The 14,735-nt window shown below is 38.0% G+C and carries 14 protein-coding genes; 11 read left to right on the top strand and 3 right to left on the bottom strand.

The window, feature by feature from the left end; translation table 11 throughout:
• Window positions 1-70 precede the first annotated feature (70 nt).
• The 5 genes from M030_RS0110595 (at window position 71) to M030_RS0110575 (ending at window position 4,513) form a co-directional block, all read left to right on the top strand.
• On the top strand, window positions 71-676 hold the full coding sequence (locus M030_RS0110595) for a LemA family protein (protein ID WP_027373483.1): 606 nt from the start codon (window positions 71-73) through the stop codon (window positions 674-676).
• Window positions 676-1,104 (top strand): TPM domain-containing protein, encoded by a 429-nt coding sequence (locus M030_RS0110590; protein WP_194385281.1) that lies wholly within the window; start codon window positions 676-678, stop codon window positions 1,102-1,104. Before M030_RS0110595 ends, M030_RS0110590 begins: the two co-directional genes overlap by 1 nt.
• Window positions 1,085-1,903 (top strand): TPM domain-containing protein, encoded by an 819-nt coding sequence (locus M030_RS0110585; RefSeq protein WP_027373481.1) that lies wholly within the window; start codon window positions 1,085-1,087, stop codon window positions 1,901-1,903. The genes M030_RS0110590 and M030_RS0110585 overlap by 20 nt, the downstream gene beginning before the upstream one ends.
• 198 nt (window positions 1,904-2,101) lie before the next feature.
• Window positions 2,102-2,623: an NAD(P)H-dependent oxidoreductase gene (locus tag M030_RS0110580; RefSeq protein ID WP_027373480.1), complete on the top strand. Its 522-nt coding sequence runs from the start codon at window positions 2,102-2,104 to the stop codon at window positions 2,621-2,623.
• A 3-nt stretch (window positions 2,624-2,626) separates the two neighbouring features.
• Complete coding sequence (locus tag M030_RS0110575) at window positions 2,627-4,513, top strand: monovalent cation:proton antiporter-2 (CPA2) family protein (RefSeq protein ID WP_027373479.1); 1,887 nt, start codon at window positions 2,627-2,629, stop codon at window positions 4,511-4,513.
• Window position 4,514: 1 nt separating this feature from the next.
• Here the strand turns inward: M030_RS0110575 and M030_RS0110570 are convergent, their stop codons facing one another.
• Entirely contained in the window at window positions 4,515-5,330 is an 816-nt protein-coding gene (locus M030_RS0110570; protein WP_027373478.1) for a GIN domain-containing protein, read from the bottom strand.
• Window positions 5,331-5,561: 231 nt separating this feature from the next.
• Here M030_RS0110570 and M030_RS0110565 point away from each other — a divergent pair, with 231 nt between their 5' ends.
• The 3 genes from M030_RS0110565 (at window position 5,562) to M030_RS0110555 (ending at window position 8,857) form a co-directional block, all read left to right on the top strand.
• A complete protein-coding gene (locus M030_RS0110565; protein WP_027373477.1) occupies window positions 5,562-7,703 on the top strand; it encodes a M3 family metallopeptidase in 2,142 nt (713 codons plus the stop codon).
• A 176-nt stretch (window positions 7,704-7,879) separates the two neighbouring features.
• The gene (locus tag M030_RS0110560; protein WP_027373476.1) at window positions 7,880-8,257 is read left to right on the top strand and encodes a YchJ family protein; all 378 of its coding nucleotides are present in this window, start codon (window positions 7,880-7,882) and stop codon (window positions 8,255-8,257) included.
• 6 nt (window positions 8,258-8,263) lie between these two features.
• Entirely contained in the window at window positions 8,264-8,857 is a 594-nt protein-coding gene (locus M030_RS0110555; protein WP_027373475.1) for a hypothetical protein, read from the top strand.
• A 152-nt stretch (window positions 8,858-9,009) separates the two neighbouring features.
• Here the strand turns inward: M030_RS0110555 and M030_RS0110550 are convergent, their stop codons facing one another.
• Both M030_RS0110550 and M030_RS0110545 read right to left on the bottom strand, forming a co-directional pair.
• A complete protein-coding gene (locus M030_RS0110550; protein WP_027373474.1) occupies window positions 9,010-9,510 on the bottom strand; it encodes a peptidylprolyl isomerase in 501 nt (166 codons plus the stop codon).
• 211 nt (window positions 9,511-9,721) lie between these two features.
• Window positions 9,722-9,973 (bottom strand): VF530 family DNA-binding protein, encoded by a 252-nt coding sequence (locus M030_RS0110545; RefSeq protein ID WP_027373473.1) that lies wholly within the window; start codon window positions 9,971-9,973, stop codon window positions 9,722-9,724.
• A 117-nt stretch (window positions 9,974-10,090) separates the two neighbouring features.
• Here M030_RS0110545 and M030_RS25750 point away from each other — a divergent pair, with 117 nt between their 5' ends.
• The 3 genes from M030_RS25750 (at window position 10,091) to M030_RS0110530 (ending at window position 14,654) form a co-directional block, all read left to right on the top strand.
• Window positions 10,091-10,240, top strand: coding sequence for a hypothetical protein (locus M030_RS25750; RefSeq protein ID WP_185097389.1), 150 nt, complete (start codon window positions 10,091-10,093; stop codon window positions 10,238-10,240).
• Between the two features lie 169 nt (window positions 10,241-10,409).
• Window positions 10,410-11,615, top strand: coding sequence for an exonuclease SbcCD subunit D (locus tag M030_RS0110535; RefSeq protein ID WP_027373472.1), 1,206 nt, complete (start codon window positions 10,410-10,412; stop codon window positions 11,613-11,615).
• A gap of 3 nt (window positions 11,616-11,618) precedes the next feature.
• The gene (locus tag M030_RS0110530) at window positions 11,619-14,654 is read left to right on the top strand and encodes an AAA family ATPase (protein ID WP_027373471.1); all 3,036 of its coding nucleotides are present in this window, start codon (window positions 11,619-11,621) and stop codon (window positions 14,652-14,654) included.
• The last annotated feature ends 81 nt before the right edge of the window (window positions 14,655-14,735 follow it).

Below are 14,735 nucleotides of genomic sequence, written 5' to 3'. Positions count from 1 at the left end.
TATAATTTTTCACAAAATTAGCACATAATTTGTATATTTGATTAGCACAAAAAATTAAAAAAAATAAACTATGAAAAATAAAGGATGTCTGGGCGCCGGAACCATTGGTATTGCCCTCCTTATTATTGTTGCAGTTCTATTCTTTTGGGGAAAAAGCGGATATAACAACTTTGTAACCAAAGAACAGAATGTGAACACAAAATGGTCTAATATTGAGACTGTATATCAGAAAAGAGCGAATCTCATTCCTAACCTTGAAAGAACGGTAAAATCTTACTCAAAATTCGAGCAGGAAACGTTAACACAAGTTGTTGAAGCACGTTCTAAAGCAACATCAATCAACATCGATCCTACCAATATGACCGATGCAGATATTGCAAAATTCCAGGCGGCACAAGGAGAATTATCCGGAGCATTAAGCCGTTTAATGGCTGTAGTGGAGTCGTATCCTAACCTAAAAGCAGATCAGCAGTATATCAACTTCCAAAGAGAATATACCGCTATCGAAAACAGCATCAGAACTGAAACGGTTTATTATAACGAAGCTGCCCAGGATTATAACACCTCGATCAAAACTTTCCCCAATAATATTTTGGCGAATTTTACCAACTTTAAAGAAAAACCTTATTTCAAAGCTGAAGCAGGCGCTCAAAAAGCCCCTGAAGTATTCAAATAATGAGTAAATTCCTTACCAATCAGCAAATCGCTTCCCTTACGGAAGCGATTCAGTCGGCAGAAGACCATTCTACGGGAGAAATTAGAGTTCATATTGATTCTAATACGGAAGACCAGCATGCTAAAACGGCATTTGAAGTCTTTAAAGAACTCCGTATGGATAAAACTACCGATAGGAATGCGGTGCTTTTTCATGTCAATTTTGAAAAAAAATATCTGACTATTATAGGAGATCTCGGGATCCATGAAAAAGTGCATCAATCATATTGGGATCATCTGCATGACTATATTACGGCTGAATTTGCAAAAGGAAATTATTATAAGGCATTAAAAAGTGCCATTCTTGAAACAGGTCTTGAACTCAAAAAATATTTTCCTGTAGAAGGAGAAAACCCAAACCAACTCCCGAATGAAATTACGTTCTCTTAAAATAGTATTTTCATTTTTACTGATCTGCTTTTACACCATTGTATCAGCACAATATACCGTACCTGAAAAACCGGCAGTACTCTATCCCGTTTTTGATGAAGCCAATCTTCTTTCCCAACAGGAGAAAGATGAGCTTAATAATAAACTGATCAAATTTGCCGATACTACCTCAACAGAAATTGAGGTAGTGATTATCAAGTCTACCAAAGGCGAAGATGTCAATTTCCTGGCAACCATGTTCGGTCAAAAATGGAAAATTGGAAAAAAAGGGGTCGATAATGGTGTCGTATTTCTGATTGCTACCGAAGACAGAACCATGTCTATCCAGCAAGGAAGAGCAGTAGAGCAGTATCTGACGGCTTCTGTAGCAGGGCAGATTCTGGACTATATTGTTACTCCAAACTTTAGAAAAGGAGATTGGTACGCAGGAATCAATGGCGGTACATCAGCCATTATGGAAGCGGTGCAGGGAAAATTTAAACCTGTAGCCACTACAGCACCTTCCGGTAATGGAAGTGCTCTTAAAGTACTCGTTATCGCCTTTATCATTTTTATCATTATTGCCATCCTGTTTGGCAACAGAGGAGGCGGACGTGGTGGTGGCGGAAATTATGACGACGATGATGATGTCATTATCAGCCGAAGAGGACGCAGAAATTATCCTGGTGGTTTCTTCCCTTTCCCGGGCAGTTTCGGAGGCGGTGGCTTCGGTGGAGGAAGCTCCGGAGGTGGCGGAGGTTTCGGTGGCTTCGGAGGCGGAGGTAGCTTTGGCGGAGGCGGAGCATCCGGTGGATGGTAATCTTTGAACAATGATAACAACACATAAACAGGTCAGGTCTTTACGGCCTGATTTTTTATTTAAAACCTTAAAATAACCTGTTTTATTTGATTTATTTTAACATTAAATTGACATTTACATGTTAAAAAATTAATAAACATACACAAATTCATTCTTTTATTCAAAAATTTATCATTATATTTACTGAAAACAGGATTTATGAAGAAGACATTAGTAGTATTTGCACACCCTTATCTGGAGCACTCTAATTCGAATGTGGAGCTCATTAACTTCTACGTTCGACACCAGCATTATACTTTACGCGATCTTTATGAAGAATATCCTGATTTTCATATCGCAGCCTTCAGAGAAAGAAAACGTTTAGCCAACTACGACCGGTTTGTTTTCCAGTTTCCTTTAATATGGTTCGGAATGCCTCCTTTGCTCAGATTATGGATTGATGAAGTTTTTGACAGAGACTGGCTGCAGCCCGGAAAATACAACCCGCTGGAAAATAAAGAAGTCTACATTCTGATTACCACCGGCGGAAAAGAAAGGTCTTTCAGTAAAACAGGTACCTATCAATATACCGTTGACGAGTTGATCAGCGGCCTTATTGTTTCATTAAAAGTTTTCAAAGCAGATATTAAACATATCAAAATTGTTTACGAAGCTAATAAGTTGTCTAAAAAAGAAATTATTTTACATAAAAAAGAGTTTACAGAACTACTCAATCAATAGCATATGGAGTCCAGCTTAGCGATGAACACATTAATTTTCTTAGGTGTAGCCATTATTATGGTTCCACTGGCCAGAAAATTGGGTTTAAGTTCTGTAATCGGTTATATTTTAGGAGGAATTATTATTGGTCCTTATGTGCTGAAATTGACAGGACATAATGTAAATGACATCATGCACGCCAGTGAATTTGGTGTTATTATGCTGTTATTCCTGGTAGGACTTGAACTTGAGCCCCGGAAATTCTGGGAAATGCGAAAAAAGATCATGGGATTAGGCCTTACTCAGATGCTTCTTACCATTTCTTTACTTTTCCTTGTATTCATCACCGTTGGCTGGAGAATAGATAAAGCAATTGCTGTGGCCATGTGCTTTGCTTTGTCTTCCACAGCTATCGTTCTTCAAACCCTGCATGAAAAAAACAACCTGAAAACAATGGCTGGCGAAGCATCGTTTTCAACTTTATTATTCCAGGATATTTCTGTCATCCCTATTTTAGCCATACTTCCTATTGTTGCTAATTATAAGGCAAAACATCATGATAATGAAATTCAGATCCTGATTCAAAAACTTCCGGAATGGCTTCAGGCCGGGACAGTAATTTTCGGAGTGGCTTTACTCATCTTATTGGGTAGATATGTATTCGTTCCTTTTTTACGGTATGTTTCAAAATCGGGAATGACCGAGCTATTAACAGCTTCTTCCCTATTTCTGGTAATCGGAGTTTCTGAGCTGATGATTGTGATCGGACTTTCACCTGCACTGGGAGCTTTCCTGGCGGGAGTGATGCTCGCCAACAGCGAATTCCGCCATGAGCTTGAAGCGCAGATCGATCCTTTTAAAGGCTTATTACTGGCTGTATTTTTTGTAAGCGTAGGCTCAACGATAAATTTCAATATCATTCAGCAGGATCCTCTTTTTATTTTCACTACCGTTTTTGCTGTCGTAACAATAAAATTTGTAGTCTTGTACATCATCGGAAAGTTTTTCAGGATGGATAATCCGCAAAGCTTGTTTTATGCATTTGCCCTTTCGCAGGTGGGAGAATTCGCATTTGTCCTCATCAACTATGCTTCCGATCTTTATCTGTTAAGTCCCGAACTTAATGCTCAGTTAATGGCTGTAACTGCTATCACGATGTGTATCACTCCTATTCTACTCATTGTCAACGACAAATTTATCACCCCGAAATTTATCAGGGAAATTCCTGAAGAGGAGCATGATTTTAATATTCTTGACAGTGACATTAGCCAGAAGAAAATAATAATTGTAGGATTTGGGCATTTCGGAAGTACTGTAGGCCGTCTTCTGAAAGCCAATAAAATATCAGCAACCGTGCTGGACAGAGACTCCGACCGTGTGAAATTGTTAAGAAGTTATGGTTTTAAAGTCTATTATGGGGATGCCACAAGAATTCCCATTTTACGAGCGGCCGGTATTGAAGATGCTGAAATACTCGTTTTATGCCTTGATGACCCTGATGATAATATGTTTATTGCAGAACTTGTTCGTGAACATTATCCGAAGGTAAAGATTTTTGTGCGGGCGAAAAACAGAATCGACGCGTATGAATATCTTAACAACGGAATCAATCATATCTACCGTGAAACCTTAGGTACTGCCGTTGATATGGCTATTGACGTCCTTCATGAAACGGGAATGAGAAAATATGCGGCAAGGCGTCTGGGACAAAGGTTTATGGCTATTGATAAAGCTTCTATCAGAAAGCTGGCAAAATCGAAAGAGGAAGATGATATTGAATTATTTACCACAAAAGAAATCCTCCAGCGGGAGGAGGAATTACTTGCTTTTGATAATCTTAATTTTGATACTAAAAATTGGGAGGATTCCTCATCAACCGAAGAAGAAGATGAGGAAGATTCCCAGGGTTAATTTATTGAATGCTTACGCTTCCGCCACTGCTTTCGTCTTTACTTACATTTTTCAGTTCGCCTTTTTTAGAAATATCAACACTTCCACCTGATGATGCTGACGCCTTTACAGAAGACACCGCGCTCAACTGGACACTTGCACCACTGGAAGCATCAGCTTCTACATTGTCTGCAATAACCTGCTGGGCAGAAATACTACTTCCTGAAGAAGCACTCACGTCTGCATGTTTTGCTTTTCCTGAAATATCAATACTTGATCCAGAAGACGCCTCAATATCAAGGTTTACCGCCCAGACCTTTCCACTGAAATTACTGCTGCTGCCTGCATTGATGTTAAAATCATTCGCCTCAAGATCACCGGAAACACTTCCCGCACTTGACACCTCAATATCCGTTTTTTCCTGGGTAAATTTATCTTTTACGGTAATTTTTGCCGCAGAATCGGCTCCAAGTTTCGAAAAATCTTTAGTATAAATTTTCGCGCTTACATTATTGATATTCATCACTCTGATTCCTCTTTTATAATGAATATGGAGCTTTCCCCCTTCATTATCTACAAGAACTTCGTTGATTATACTTTGAGGAGCTGAAATAACTACTTTCTCAGTTTCCGACTTGATCACCTCTGCATCAATAGCCTGTGAAACCTGGATTTCATCAAATTCTCCGGTAAATTCTTTCTGCTGCATCGGGCCGCTTTCTTTATTGATTACTTTCTCTACCCATCCGCTTTTTTCTCTGTTTTTCTTCTCATGTCTTTCGTTACATGAGGCCAATACCACTAAGGCTGAAAAAATAAAAAGAGTCCTTGTTTTCATGTTTATTATCTTTTATAGATTATTTTCTTGCTATTTTAATATTAAAACAACTAATGTATGAAAAATATTACATCAGTACCGAAAGACTATGTAAGTATTCAAAATTAACTAATAGTCTGGCATGTATTCACTTAAAAAATATATTTCTGTTTCTTTATCTTAATTCGATTTACAAAATAAGTCCTATACAGTAAGTTTTTAATATCTTTATGCTTTAATAACAACTATTTTATGAAGAATATTTCATCGGTATTATTAATTTCTGCCTTGGCGTTCAATCAATCTTGTACTACAATGAAAAAAACCGATACTCAACAGGAAATTCCTGCTCCTGACCCGTCTTTATCTTCTAATCCGTTTATGAAGAAAAGCAAGCTTCAATACGAAGCTCCGGAATTTGATAAAATTAAAAACGAACATTTCAAACCGGCTTTTGATTTTGGTTTAAAACAACATGCTGCTGAAATTGAAAAAATTGCCAACAACCCGGCTTCTCCTACTTTTGAAAATACAATTGTAGAATTGGAAAAAAGTGGCGAAGTTTTGAAAAGAGCAATCATTGTTTTTTCGAATCTTACAAGTGCTAATACCAACCCTACATTACAGGCATTAGATCAAGAATATGCACCAATTTTTGCTGCACATTCCGATAAAATGTACCTGAATGAAAATCTTTATAAAAGAATCAAATCGATCAAAGAAGACGGATTAGATTCTGAAAGTAAAAAGCTTCTTCAATATTACAAACAAAATTTTGAGATTGCAGGTGCTAATCTTTCAACGGCAGACAAAGAGAAATTAAAGCAATATAACCAGGAACTTGCCTCTCTTTCTACTCAGTACTCCAACAAATTACTGGAAGCAAGAAAGCAGGGAGGGGTATTCTTTGCTGATGCAAAGGAACTTGACGGGCTTTCTGCAGATGAAATCGCTGCGGCTGCAGCTGATGCTAAGACTGCAGGACAACCTGGAAAATATCTTCTGGCTTTACAGAATACTACGCAACAACCTCTTTTGCAAAATTTAAAAAACAGATCCACAAGAGAAAAACTTTTCAAAGCTTCGTGGACGCGTGCTGAAAAAGGTGATGCCAATGACACCAGGGAAACCATTGAAAAACTGGCTAAACTTAGACTGAAAAAAGCACAGATCTTAGGTAAAAAGAATTTCGCAGAATGGAAATTACAGGACCAGATGGCCAAAACTCCTGAAGCTGCTACTAAGCTAATGAATCAGGTGGCTACTCCAGCTGTAGAAACGGCAAGACGTGAGGCAAAAGATATTCAGGATCTGATTGATCAGCAAAAAGGAGGTTTCAAAGTAGAACCTTGGGACTGGAATTTCTATGCAGAGCAAGTAAGAAAAGCAAAATTCGACCTTGATGAGAGTGAAATAAAACCTTACTTTGAAATCACTACGGTTTTAGAAAAAGGAGTTTTCTTCGCAGCAGAAAAATTCTACGGACTGACGTTTAAAAAAAGAACAGATCTTCCGGTTTACCATCCTGATGTTGTAACCTACGAAGTTTTCGATCACGACGGTAAATCGATTGCTATTTACTATCTTGACTTCTACACCAGGGACTCTAAAAACGGTGGAGCATGGATGAGCAATTTCGTTGAACAGTCTTACTTAATGGGTACAAAACCTGTCATCGTAAACTGCTACAACTATCAGAAACCGGCTCCGGGAAAACCTTCATTAATCAGTTTTGATGATGTTTCAACAATTTTCCATGAATTTGGACACTCGATCCACGGAATGTTTGCAAGTCAGAAATACCCTTCATTATCCGGAACTAACGTACCGAGAGACTTCGTGGAGTTCCCGTCACAAATTAACGAGCATTGGGCATTGGATCCGGTTGTACTGAAAAATTATGCTGTTCATTACGAAACAAAACAGCCGATTCCGCAAACATTGGTAGAAAAAATCAAAAAAGCATCAACATTCAATCAGGGATATATGACCACTGAATTGATCTCTGCTGCTGAACTTGACATGGACTGGCATACAGTAAGCGATGAAAAGCAGTTTATTCCTGTTTTAGATTTTGAAAAACAATCGTTGGCAAATCACGGATTCAATTTAGCAACAGTTCCGCCGAGATACCATACTCCTTATTTTGCTCACATCTGGGGAGGTGGTTATTCAGCAGGATATTACGCTTACTTATGGTCTGAAACTTTGGATAATGACGCATGGGAGTGGATTAAAAACAACGGCGGCTTAACAAGAGAAAATGGAGACCGTTTCAGAAAATATATTCTTTCCGTAGGAAATTCTGTAGACCTTAACCAGGCATTCAGAGATTTCACAGGACATGATCCGGACATTAAGCCTCTACTAAGAAACAGAGGATTTATCAAATAATACAATCAGAAGCATTCTTTTTAGAGTGCTTCTTTTTTGTTGAAATATTAATTTCATAGGAACAGGTACATCATAAAGGCTTACCCGAACATCTCAGTTGTTGAGAGGTTATAATAACTAAAGCCCATTTCTATTGATATTTCTTATTTTTGTAGCTCGAAATTAAAATACACCCTATGAATTGTCCCTGTTGCTCAGGAAAAAGTTATGAAGAATGCTGCAAACCTTATCATACAGGAGAAAAGCATGCGCCAACTGCTGAAGCCTTAATGCGCTCCCGATTTTCTGCCTTCGCTGTTCCGAATGGAGAATATTTAATGGAAACTACCCTTCCGGGCAAAAGAAAGTACCACAACAAACAGGATCTTCAGGAATGGGGTGAAATCAATGAGTGGACAAAACTGGAAATCATCCAGACGCCCGCATTAAACCATGTAGAGTTTAAAGCGTATTACACAGATCAGGACGGCCATCCTCAGGTTCATCATGAGTTTTCTGTTTTTCAAAAAATGCATGAACGCTGGTATTATGTTTCAGGAGAATTTTTAGATTAATATAATATGAAGACGAGTTTTATTTACACAGTATTGCTGCTGATTTGCGGTTTCGCCTTTTCCCAGGCTCAGACCGCAGATGACAAAAAACAGATCACGGCTGCCGTTACGGATATTTTAAAAGGCTTCCAGACTAAAAACGGAGAACTTATGAACAAATATGTAGACAAAAACTACGGAATAGGCGTTCTTTTTAAAAGTGGCGGTAATCTTGGGTTTGTATCGAATGAAGATGTGGATTTCAGTATGCCATTAGGGTATATTTCAAAAGCATGGACTATCAGAAATCAGTTTCCTATCCAGTTTGATTCAGCTTACGAGTATGATTCAGAAAGCAAAAAATGGAAAAAAGAGGGATTATTTGTTCAGTTCAACTCTGATGCAGTGAATGAATATGCAGATCAATTCCCTGATCAGTATTCTGTAAAAGATCAGATGATTTTTAAAATTAATTCTGATGCTAAGAATGTAGTTTTTGTAACGCTTGCCGAGAATACTAAAGAGAAAGCTCCGATCAACGGATTCAGGTTTGTGATGACTAAGATCAAGGGGAAATGGGTTCTTACGTTTATTGATGTAACGGAATATGATGCGGAATAATGTGGATAATCATCACGGTGTAGGCCACTCCGCCAAATCGTAGATTGACATCCCGGAATGCCAAGGCATTGTTTGGCTGACATAAACCATAAAAAACCACAGCTGAAGCTGTGGTTTTTACAAATGTCCCGAATACCGGGCATTTTTATTTTTTAGTGACCTTCAGTTCCGTCAATTCCGTGTGCATGTCCGTGAGACAATTCTTCTTCTGTTGCCGGACGAGTGCTTAGCACTTCTACCTGGAAATCTAATACTTTACCTGCCATTGGGTGGTTAAGATCTGCTACAACAACCTCCGGAGTTACTTCTACTACAAACGCCTGGAAGTTATTCCCCTGGTTGTCTGATAATGGTAAAATCGCCCCGATCGGAGGAGTACCTGATTCTTTAAACATCTCGATTGGCAATTGTGCGATAGCATCAGGTTGTCTTTCACCGTAAGCTTCTTCCGGCTGAATTACAAAAGCAGCTTTATCACCAGCTTTCAATCCTAAGATATTTTGCTCAAATTTTGGAATCATCATTCCCACACCGTACAAGAATGTAAGTGGATTTTCTGTTGTTGTTTCTTCTACAAGAACTTTACTTCCATCCTCTTCGATGGTGTGAAGAATGTATTTTACAGCTACAACGTGATTGTTTTCAATTGTCATATTATTCTTTTTTGTCGTGAGCTCTTTCACGATTAATGGTACAAAGATACTGTTTTTGAAATGATTTGATCAGGTTGAAAGACGGGAGATGGAAGAAGGAAGTTATGAGGGGCATAAAGTACACCACATCTGTTTTTTAACTTCCAAAAATTCATTTTTACTAATTTAAAAAATAAGTTACAAGGCGGAAATAATTTCCAGCTTTCGCCCTTTATTTACTATTTCTGTTTTCTTCTCTCTTCTTCTGTCTTAGTACAAACAGATATAAACTTTCCACTTTTGTCCTTGCCCATGGTGTTTTTCGTAAAAACTTAAGGGAAGAACTGATACTCGGATTATCTGTAAAGCATCTGATATTGATCTGCTCACCCAATTTCTCAAAGCCTTCGTAGTATTCTACCAATTCTTCGAGAATGGCATCGAGTCTTTTTCCGTGTAAGGGATCTTTTGATTTTTCTTCCATAACGCAGTAAAATTAAAACATTTTATCAGACTTACCGACTAAAATTGTTTCGACTCTTAATCTTTAGTATTTTTGATGAAGCGATGGCTTACCCATAAAGTTATCCGTATCAAAAATATGAGCAAAAACAACGAAGCAAACAGGAAAAAGAATAAAAAGATGATCGACCAGAAAAAACGGAAAACACAAAATGCTGAAGCAGAAAGAAAAGCCCGTTTAAAGCAGATTCTGGAAGATTTTAAAGCAAAAGAGGACGATCAAAAATAATCCATCCTTCATTACTAAACATCCTGGTTTTGAAACTGTAAAATTGTCTAAGGTTCAAGCAGATTCTTTTGACACAGGTGTAGATCCCGATGAAGTAAGGTAAGCCGTAATTTTAACAATACAACTTCATTTATCTTTGGATATTGACTGTTAACAATGATAATTTTTTATGAAAATTCTGCATACTGCCGACTGGCACTTAGGAAAAAGACTGGATCGCTTTTCGCGTCTCGAGGAGCAAATATTGGTGATGGAAGAAATCATCGGCATTGCTGATGAAGAAAATGCAGATCTTATCCTGGTGGCCGGAGATCTCTTTGATGCCTTTAACCCCGGCGTAGAAGCTGTGGAACTTTTTTATAAAACCCTGAAACGTTTATCCAAAAACGGACAACGTCCTGTCATTGCCATTTCAGGAAATCATGATTCACCGAACCTCATCAACGCACCTGATCCATTGGCCAGGGAATGCGGAATTATTTTAATCGGACATCCCAAAACAGTCATACAGCCTTTTGGAACAGAATATTTCAGCATCCTGAACTCCCGGGAAGGCTTTATAGAAATGAAAATCAATACCATTGATTTTCCGGTAAGAATCCTTCACACCCCTTATGCCAATGAGATCCGTTTAAAGGAATATTTTGGTGAGAGTAAAGAAGAAGAAATCAACAAAGTCCTTGCCCACACCTGGAATGAGCTTGCAGAGCAGTTTTGTGATGATGCAGGAGTCAATCTGCTGACGGCTCATTTATACATGAATAAAAAAGGAAATGAAATTCTGGAAGAACCGGAGGGGGAAAAACCTATTAAAATAGGAAATGCTGATCTTATTTTTTCGGATAGTATTCCTGAGCAGATTCAATATACGGCATTAGGACACCTTCATGGCTTTCAGAATATAGGAACCAGAGAAAAACCTGTGGTTTATTCTTCTTCTCCGTTATGTTACAGTTTTAGTGAAGCAGGTCAGATAAAATATGTATCTATTATTAATGCAGAGCCGGGAAAATCTGTTACCTATGAGAAGAAAGCTTTGAAAAGTGGAAGAGCGTTGGTACGGAAAACATTCACTTCAACAGAAGACACCATTAAGTGGCTTAAAGAAAATCCTGATACCTTTATCGAGCTTACTTTAGAAAGTGAAACTTTCTTAACCGCTGATGAAAGAAGGCTTATCTATCAGTCTCACAACGGAATTGTGTATCTGATCCCGAAAATTAAAAATAGAGAACTCATAGAGCCGGAAAATCACGAAATTAACCTGAATCAAAATATAGAAGCATTATTTAAAGATTATTTTAAATCTAAAAACGGAGGCCAGGAGGCTAATGAAGAATTGATGAATTTGTTTAATGAAATTTTAAATGCCTGATCTATGATTCCAGTAAAATTAACAGTTGAAGGTTTATATTCTTACCAGGAACGCCAGATTATTGATTTTAAAAATCTTACGGAAGGCGGTTTATTCGGTATTTTCGGGGCGGTAGGTTCCGGAAAGTCTTCGATTCTTGAAGCCATCGCATTTGTGTTATACGGCGAAACGGAACGTCTGAATATGCGTGATAAGAGGGCGTACAACATGATGAATTTAAAATCAAACAATTCTTATATCGAATTTGATTTCATCAATTTTGAAAATAAACAGTTTCGTGCAACCAGGGATTTCAGACGTAATTCCAAGAAATTTGACGATGTAAAGCCTTATTCCGTCACTTTTTATGAAAATATTGATAACAAATGGGTTCCGCTGGATCATTCCAATGCGGAGACGATCATTGGGCTAAGTTATCCTAATTTCAAGCGAACCATTATCATTCCACAAGGTCAGTTTAAAGAGTTTCTTGAACTTGGTGCTGCAGAAAGAACCAATATGATGAAGGAGATCTTCAGTCTTCAGAGATTTGATCTCCAGAATAATGTTTCTTCCCTGAACGTCAGAAACAGGTCCGAACTGGATCAGCTTGAAGGACGGCTGAAAGGTTTTGAAGAAATCAGTGAAGAAAAGATTCAGCAGCAAAAGGAATTTTTAACAGAGGAACAGAAAAAACTCACTCAGGTCAATGAGAAACTGGAACAGGTATCCAATACTTATCAACAGCTAAAGAATTTAAAAACCGACTTTGAAAGCCTGCAACAGAACAGAGAAAATTTCGCTGAGCTCTCTCTCCAAAAACCCATGATTGATGCGCTGGAAATTAAGACCGATCTGTACGACCGCGTTTTCAGGGTTTTTAATCCTTTGATTATTGAAAAAAACAAGCTTTCAAAAGAAATAAAAGATCAGCAGACGGAAAAAGAAAACCATGTGAAGGTTGTACAGGACACTGAAAAAAAGTTCAATGCTGTCAAAGACCAACTGATTATTCTTGAGCCCCAATTTAAATCTTTGGATCAATCCAGAATACAGGAAAACGATCTGAATCTAATTGTCAATATTCTCAAATTTTCTGAAGAGATCAAAGTACTCAATGAGCGTACGCAGAAGGGTTCAGAAAAAGTAACGGAAGTAGAGACAAAAAGAGAAAGCAACCTTAAAAAGATTACAGAACTTACCAAAAGTCTGGTGACTTTAAAAGAGCAAAAGCTTGACACCGCTCTTCTTTCTCAAATTGGCAACTGGTTTATTCAACATAAAAATTTACAAAAATCCCTGCTTGAGCAAACGGAAAAAACTGAAAAACAACAGAAACAGGTTCATGGCGTCGCTGAAGAATTAAAGGTTTTTCCTTACCAAAAAAATTATCAGGAAAATTTCAGAACGCAGAAAGAAAGTCTTGAAAGTAACAAAAAACAATGGGTTCAGAAGCTAGACCATTTAAAAATACAAAAAGAACTATCCCGTTTTGCCAGTGAACTTCAAAACGGAGAATCCTGTCCTCTTTGTGGTTCTAAGGAACATCCCTATATTGTGGAATTTCACGATGTACATATGGAAATGCAGGAAACCCAGGAAAAGATAAATGCTCTTGATGAGCAGCTTCAGAAACTTCAGAAACAGGAAACGGAAATCGAAAAAGTTCTTGATAGAAAAAAGATTTTTGAAGATCAGCTTATCAACGAACAAACGACGTTACAAGCCATTCAAAAAGATCTGGAGAATCATATTCAACTTTTTATCTGGAATGATTTCAGCCCTGCACGTGAGGAAGAATTTGATAAAAAACGCCAGGATTCTTTTGCCGTAGAAAAAAAGATAGAAGAAATAGAACGGAACATTACCGCGGAACGTGAGGAAACCGACAAAGAAAACAAGCTCTTAGAAAAATATAAATCGGCGCTGGAAGCCTTCAGACTGGAAGAAGCGACGAAACAGGAACAGATTAACATAAGCCGCTCGGGACTTAAAACTCTGGACTGGAATCTTTACCAGCAAAAAACGGTTCAGGAAGTTGAAGAAGCTTATCAGAAGTTGGTTCAAAGCAATAAAGAAACCGAACAGAATTATCAGGCAGCCGTTGAACAGGAAAAAATATTGGCTCCCTTGCTGGCAGAACAAAAAGCCGTTGTTAGTCAGACTGAAAAACTGATCATGACGCTTGAAAAAGAGATCGATAATCATCAGAAGGCTATAGCCGGCTCTTTAAAGGAGCATCAATTCGCAGATTTCAAAGAAGTTGAACATATTCTTTCTCAGGAAATCAATATTGAGCAGTCAAGAGCTCAGATCCAGAAGTTCAAAATCGATTTCCAAACCCTGAAAAAAGTGATTGAAGGATTGGAACTCAAACTCAAAAATCTTTCTTTTGACAATGAACAGTTTTCCTTGGCAGAAAAGCAATATAATGACGTGAAAGCTGAAGTTCAGCAGGTCAATGATTCTGTCGTTACAATGACGTCTGAAATTCAGCGTCTGGAAAAAGAATATGCTAAAAAAGAACAACTTTTAAAAGATCTTGCAGCTCTTCAGAAACGTGCTGAAAATTTAAAACTGATGGTCAATCTTTTCAAAGGAGCCGGTTTTGTACAATACGTTTCTTCTATTTATCTGAGGCAGCTCTGTGACCATGCTAATGTGCGTTTTCACAGAATGACCCGGAACCAGCTGAGTCTGCAACTCAATGAAAATAATGATTTCGAAATCATCGATTACCTCAACGAAGGCCGCAGCAGAAGTGTAAAGACCCTATCGGGAGGTCAGGCATTCCAGGTATCACTGAGCCTTGCACTGGCATTGGCAGAAAGTGTACAGGCGAATGCACAGGCAGACAAGAATTTCTTTTTTATCGATGAAGGTTTCGGGACGCAGGATACGGAGTCTGTCAATATTGTATTTGAAACCCTTACCAATCTGATCAAAGAAAACAGAATCGTGGGAATCATCTCGCACGTGGAAGAGCTTAAAGAAAAAATTCCTACAGCGCTTACCATTATTAAAGATGAAGAAAGAGGTAGTTTGATCGGAATTGGCTAAACAATAAATTTTAAAAACGCAAAAGTCACAAAAGTTTTATCTGAAAAATACTTTTGTGACTTTTGTGGTTGAATAATCTCT

This window comes from Chryseobacterium sp. UNC8MFCol (assembly GCF_000482305.1).
Taxonomy (GTDB): domain Bacteria; phylum Bacteroidota; class Bacteroidia; order Flavobacteriales; family Weeksellaceae; genus Chryseobacterium; species Chryseobacterium indologenes.
Note: the sequence above shows the minus strand (reverse complement) of the source record. Positions and strands in the feature narration are given on the sequence as shown.

Bases quoted from the DNA above. Each gene is read 5' to 3' on its own strand.
- M030_RS0110595 (WP_027373483.1), top strand. From the start codon at position 71: ATGAAAAATAAAGGATGTCTGGGCGCCGGAACCATTGGTATTGCCCTC.
- M030_RS0110590 (WP_194385281.1), top strand. From the start codon at position 676: ATGAGTAAATTCCTTACCAATCAGCAAATCGCTTCCCTTACGGAAGCG.
- M030_RS0110585 (WP_027373481.1), top strand. From the start codon at position 1,085: ATGAAATTACGTTCTCTTAAAATAGTATTTTCATTTTTACTGATCTGC.
- M030_RS0110580 (WP_027373480.1), top strand. From the start codon at position 2,102: ATGAAGAAGACATTAGTAGTATTTGCACACCCTTATCTGGAGCACTCT.
- M030_RS0110575 (WP_027373479.1), top strand. From the start codon at position 2,627: ATGGAGTCCAGCTTAGCGATGAACACATTAATTTTCTTAGGTGTAGCC.
- M030_RS0110570 (WP_027373478.1), bottom strand. From the start codon at position 5,330: ATGAAAACAAGGACTCTTTTTATTTTTTCAGCCTTAGTGGTATTGGCC.
- M030_RS0110565 (WP_027373477.1), top strand. From the start codon at position 5,562: ATGAAGAATATTTCATCGGTATTATTAATTTCTGCCTTGGCGTTCAAT.
- M030_RS0110560 (WP_027373476.1), top strand. From the start codon at position 7,880: ATGAATTGTCCCTGTTGCTCAGGAAAAAGTTATGAAGAATGCTGCAAA.
- M030_RS0110555 (WP_027373475.1), top strand. From the start codon at position 8,264: ATGAAGACGAGTTTTATTTACACAGTATTGCTGCTGATTTGCGGTTTC.
- M030_RS0110550 (WP_027373474.1), bottom strand. From the start codon at position 9,510: ATGACAATTGAAAACAATCACGTTGTAGCTGTAAAATACATTCTTCAC.
- M030_RS0110545 (WP_027373473.1), bottom strand. From the start codon at position 9,973: ATGGAAGAAAAATCAAAAGATCCCTTACACGGAAAAAGACTCGATGCC.
- M030_RS25750 (WP_185097389.1), top strand. From the start codon at position 10,091: ATGAGCAAAAACAACGAAGCAAACAGGAAAAAGAATAAAAAGATGATC.
- M030_RS0110535 (WP_027373472.1), top strand. From the start codon at position 10,410: ATGAAAATTCTGCATACTGCCGACTGGCACTTAGGAAAAAGACTGGAT.
- M030_RS0110530 (WP_027373471.1), top strand. From the start codon at position 11,619: ATGATTCCAGTAAAATTAACAGTTGAAGGTTTATATTCTTACCAGGAA.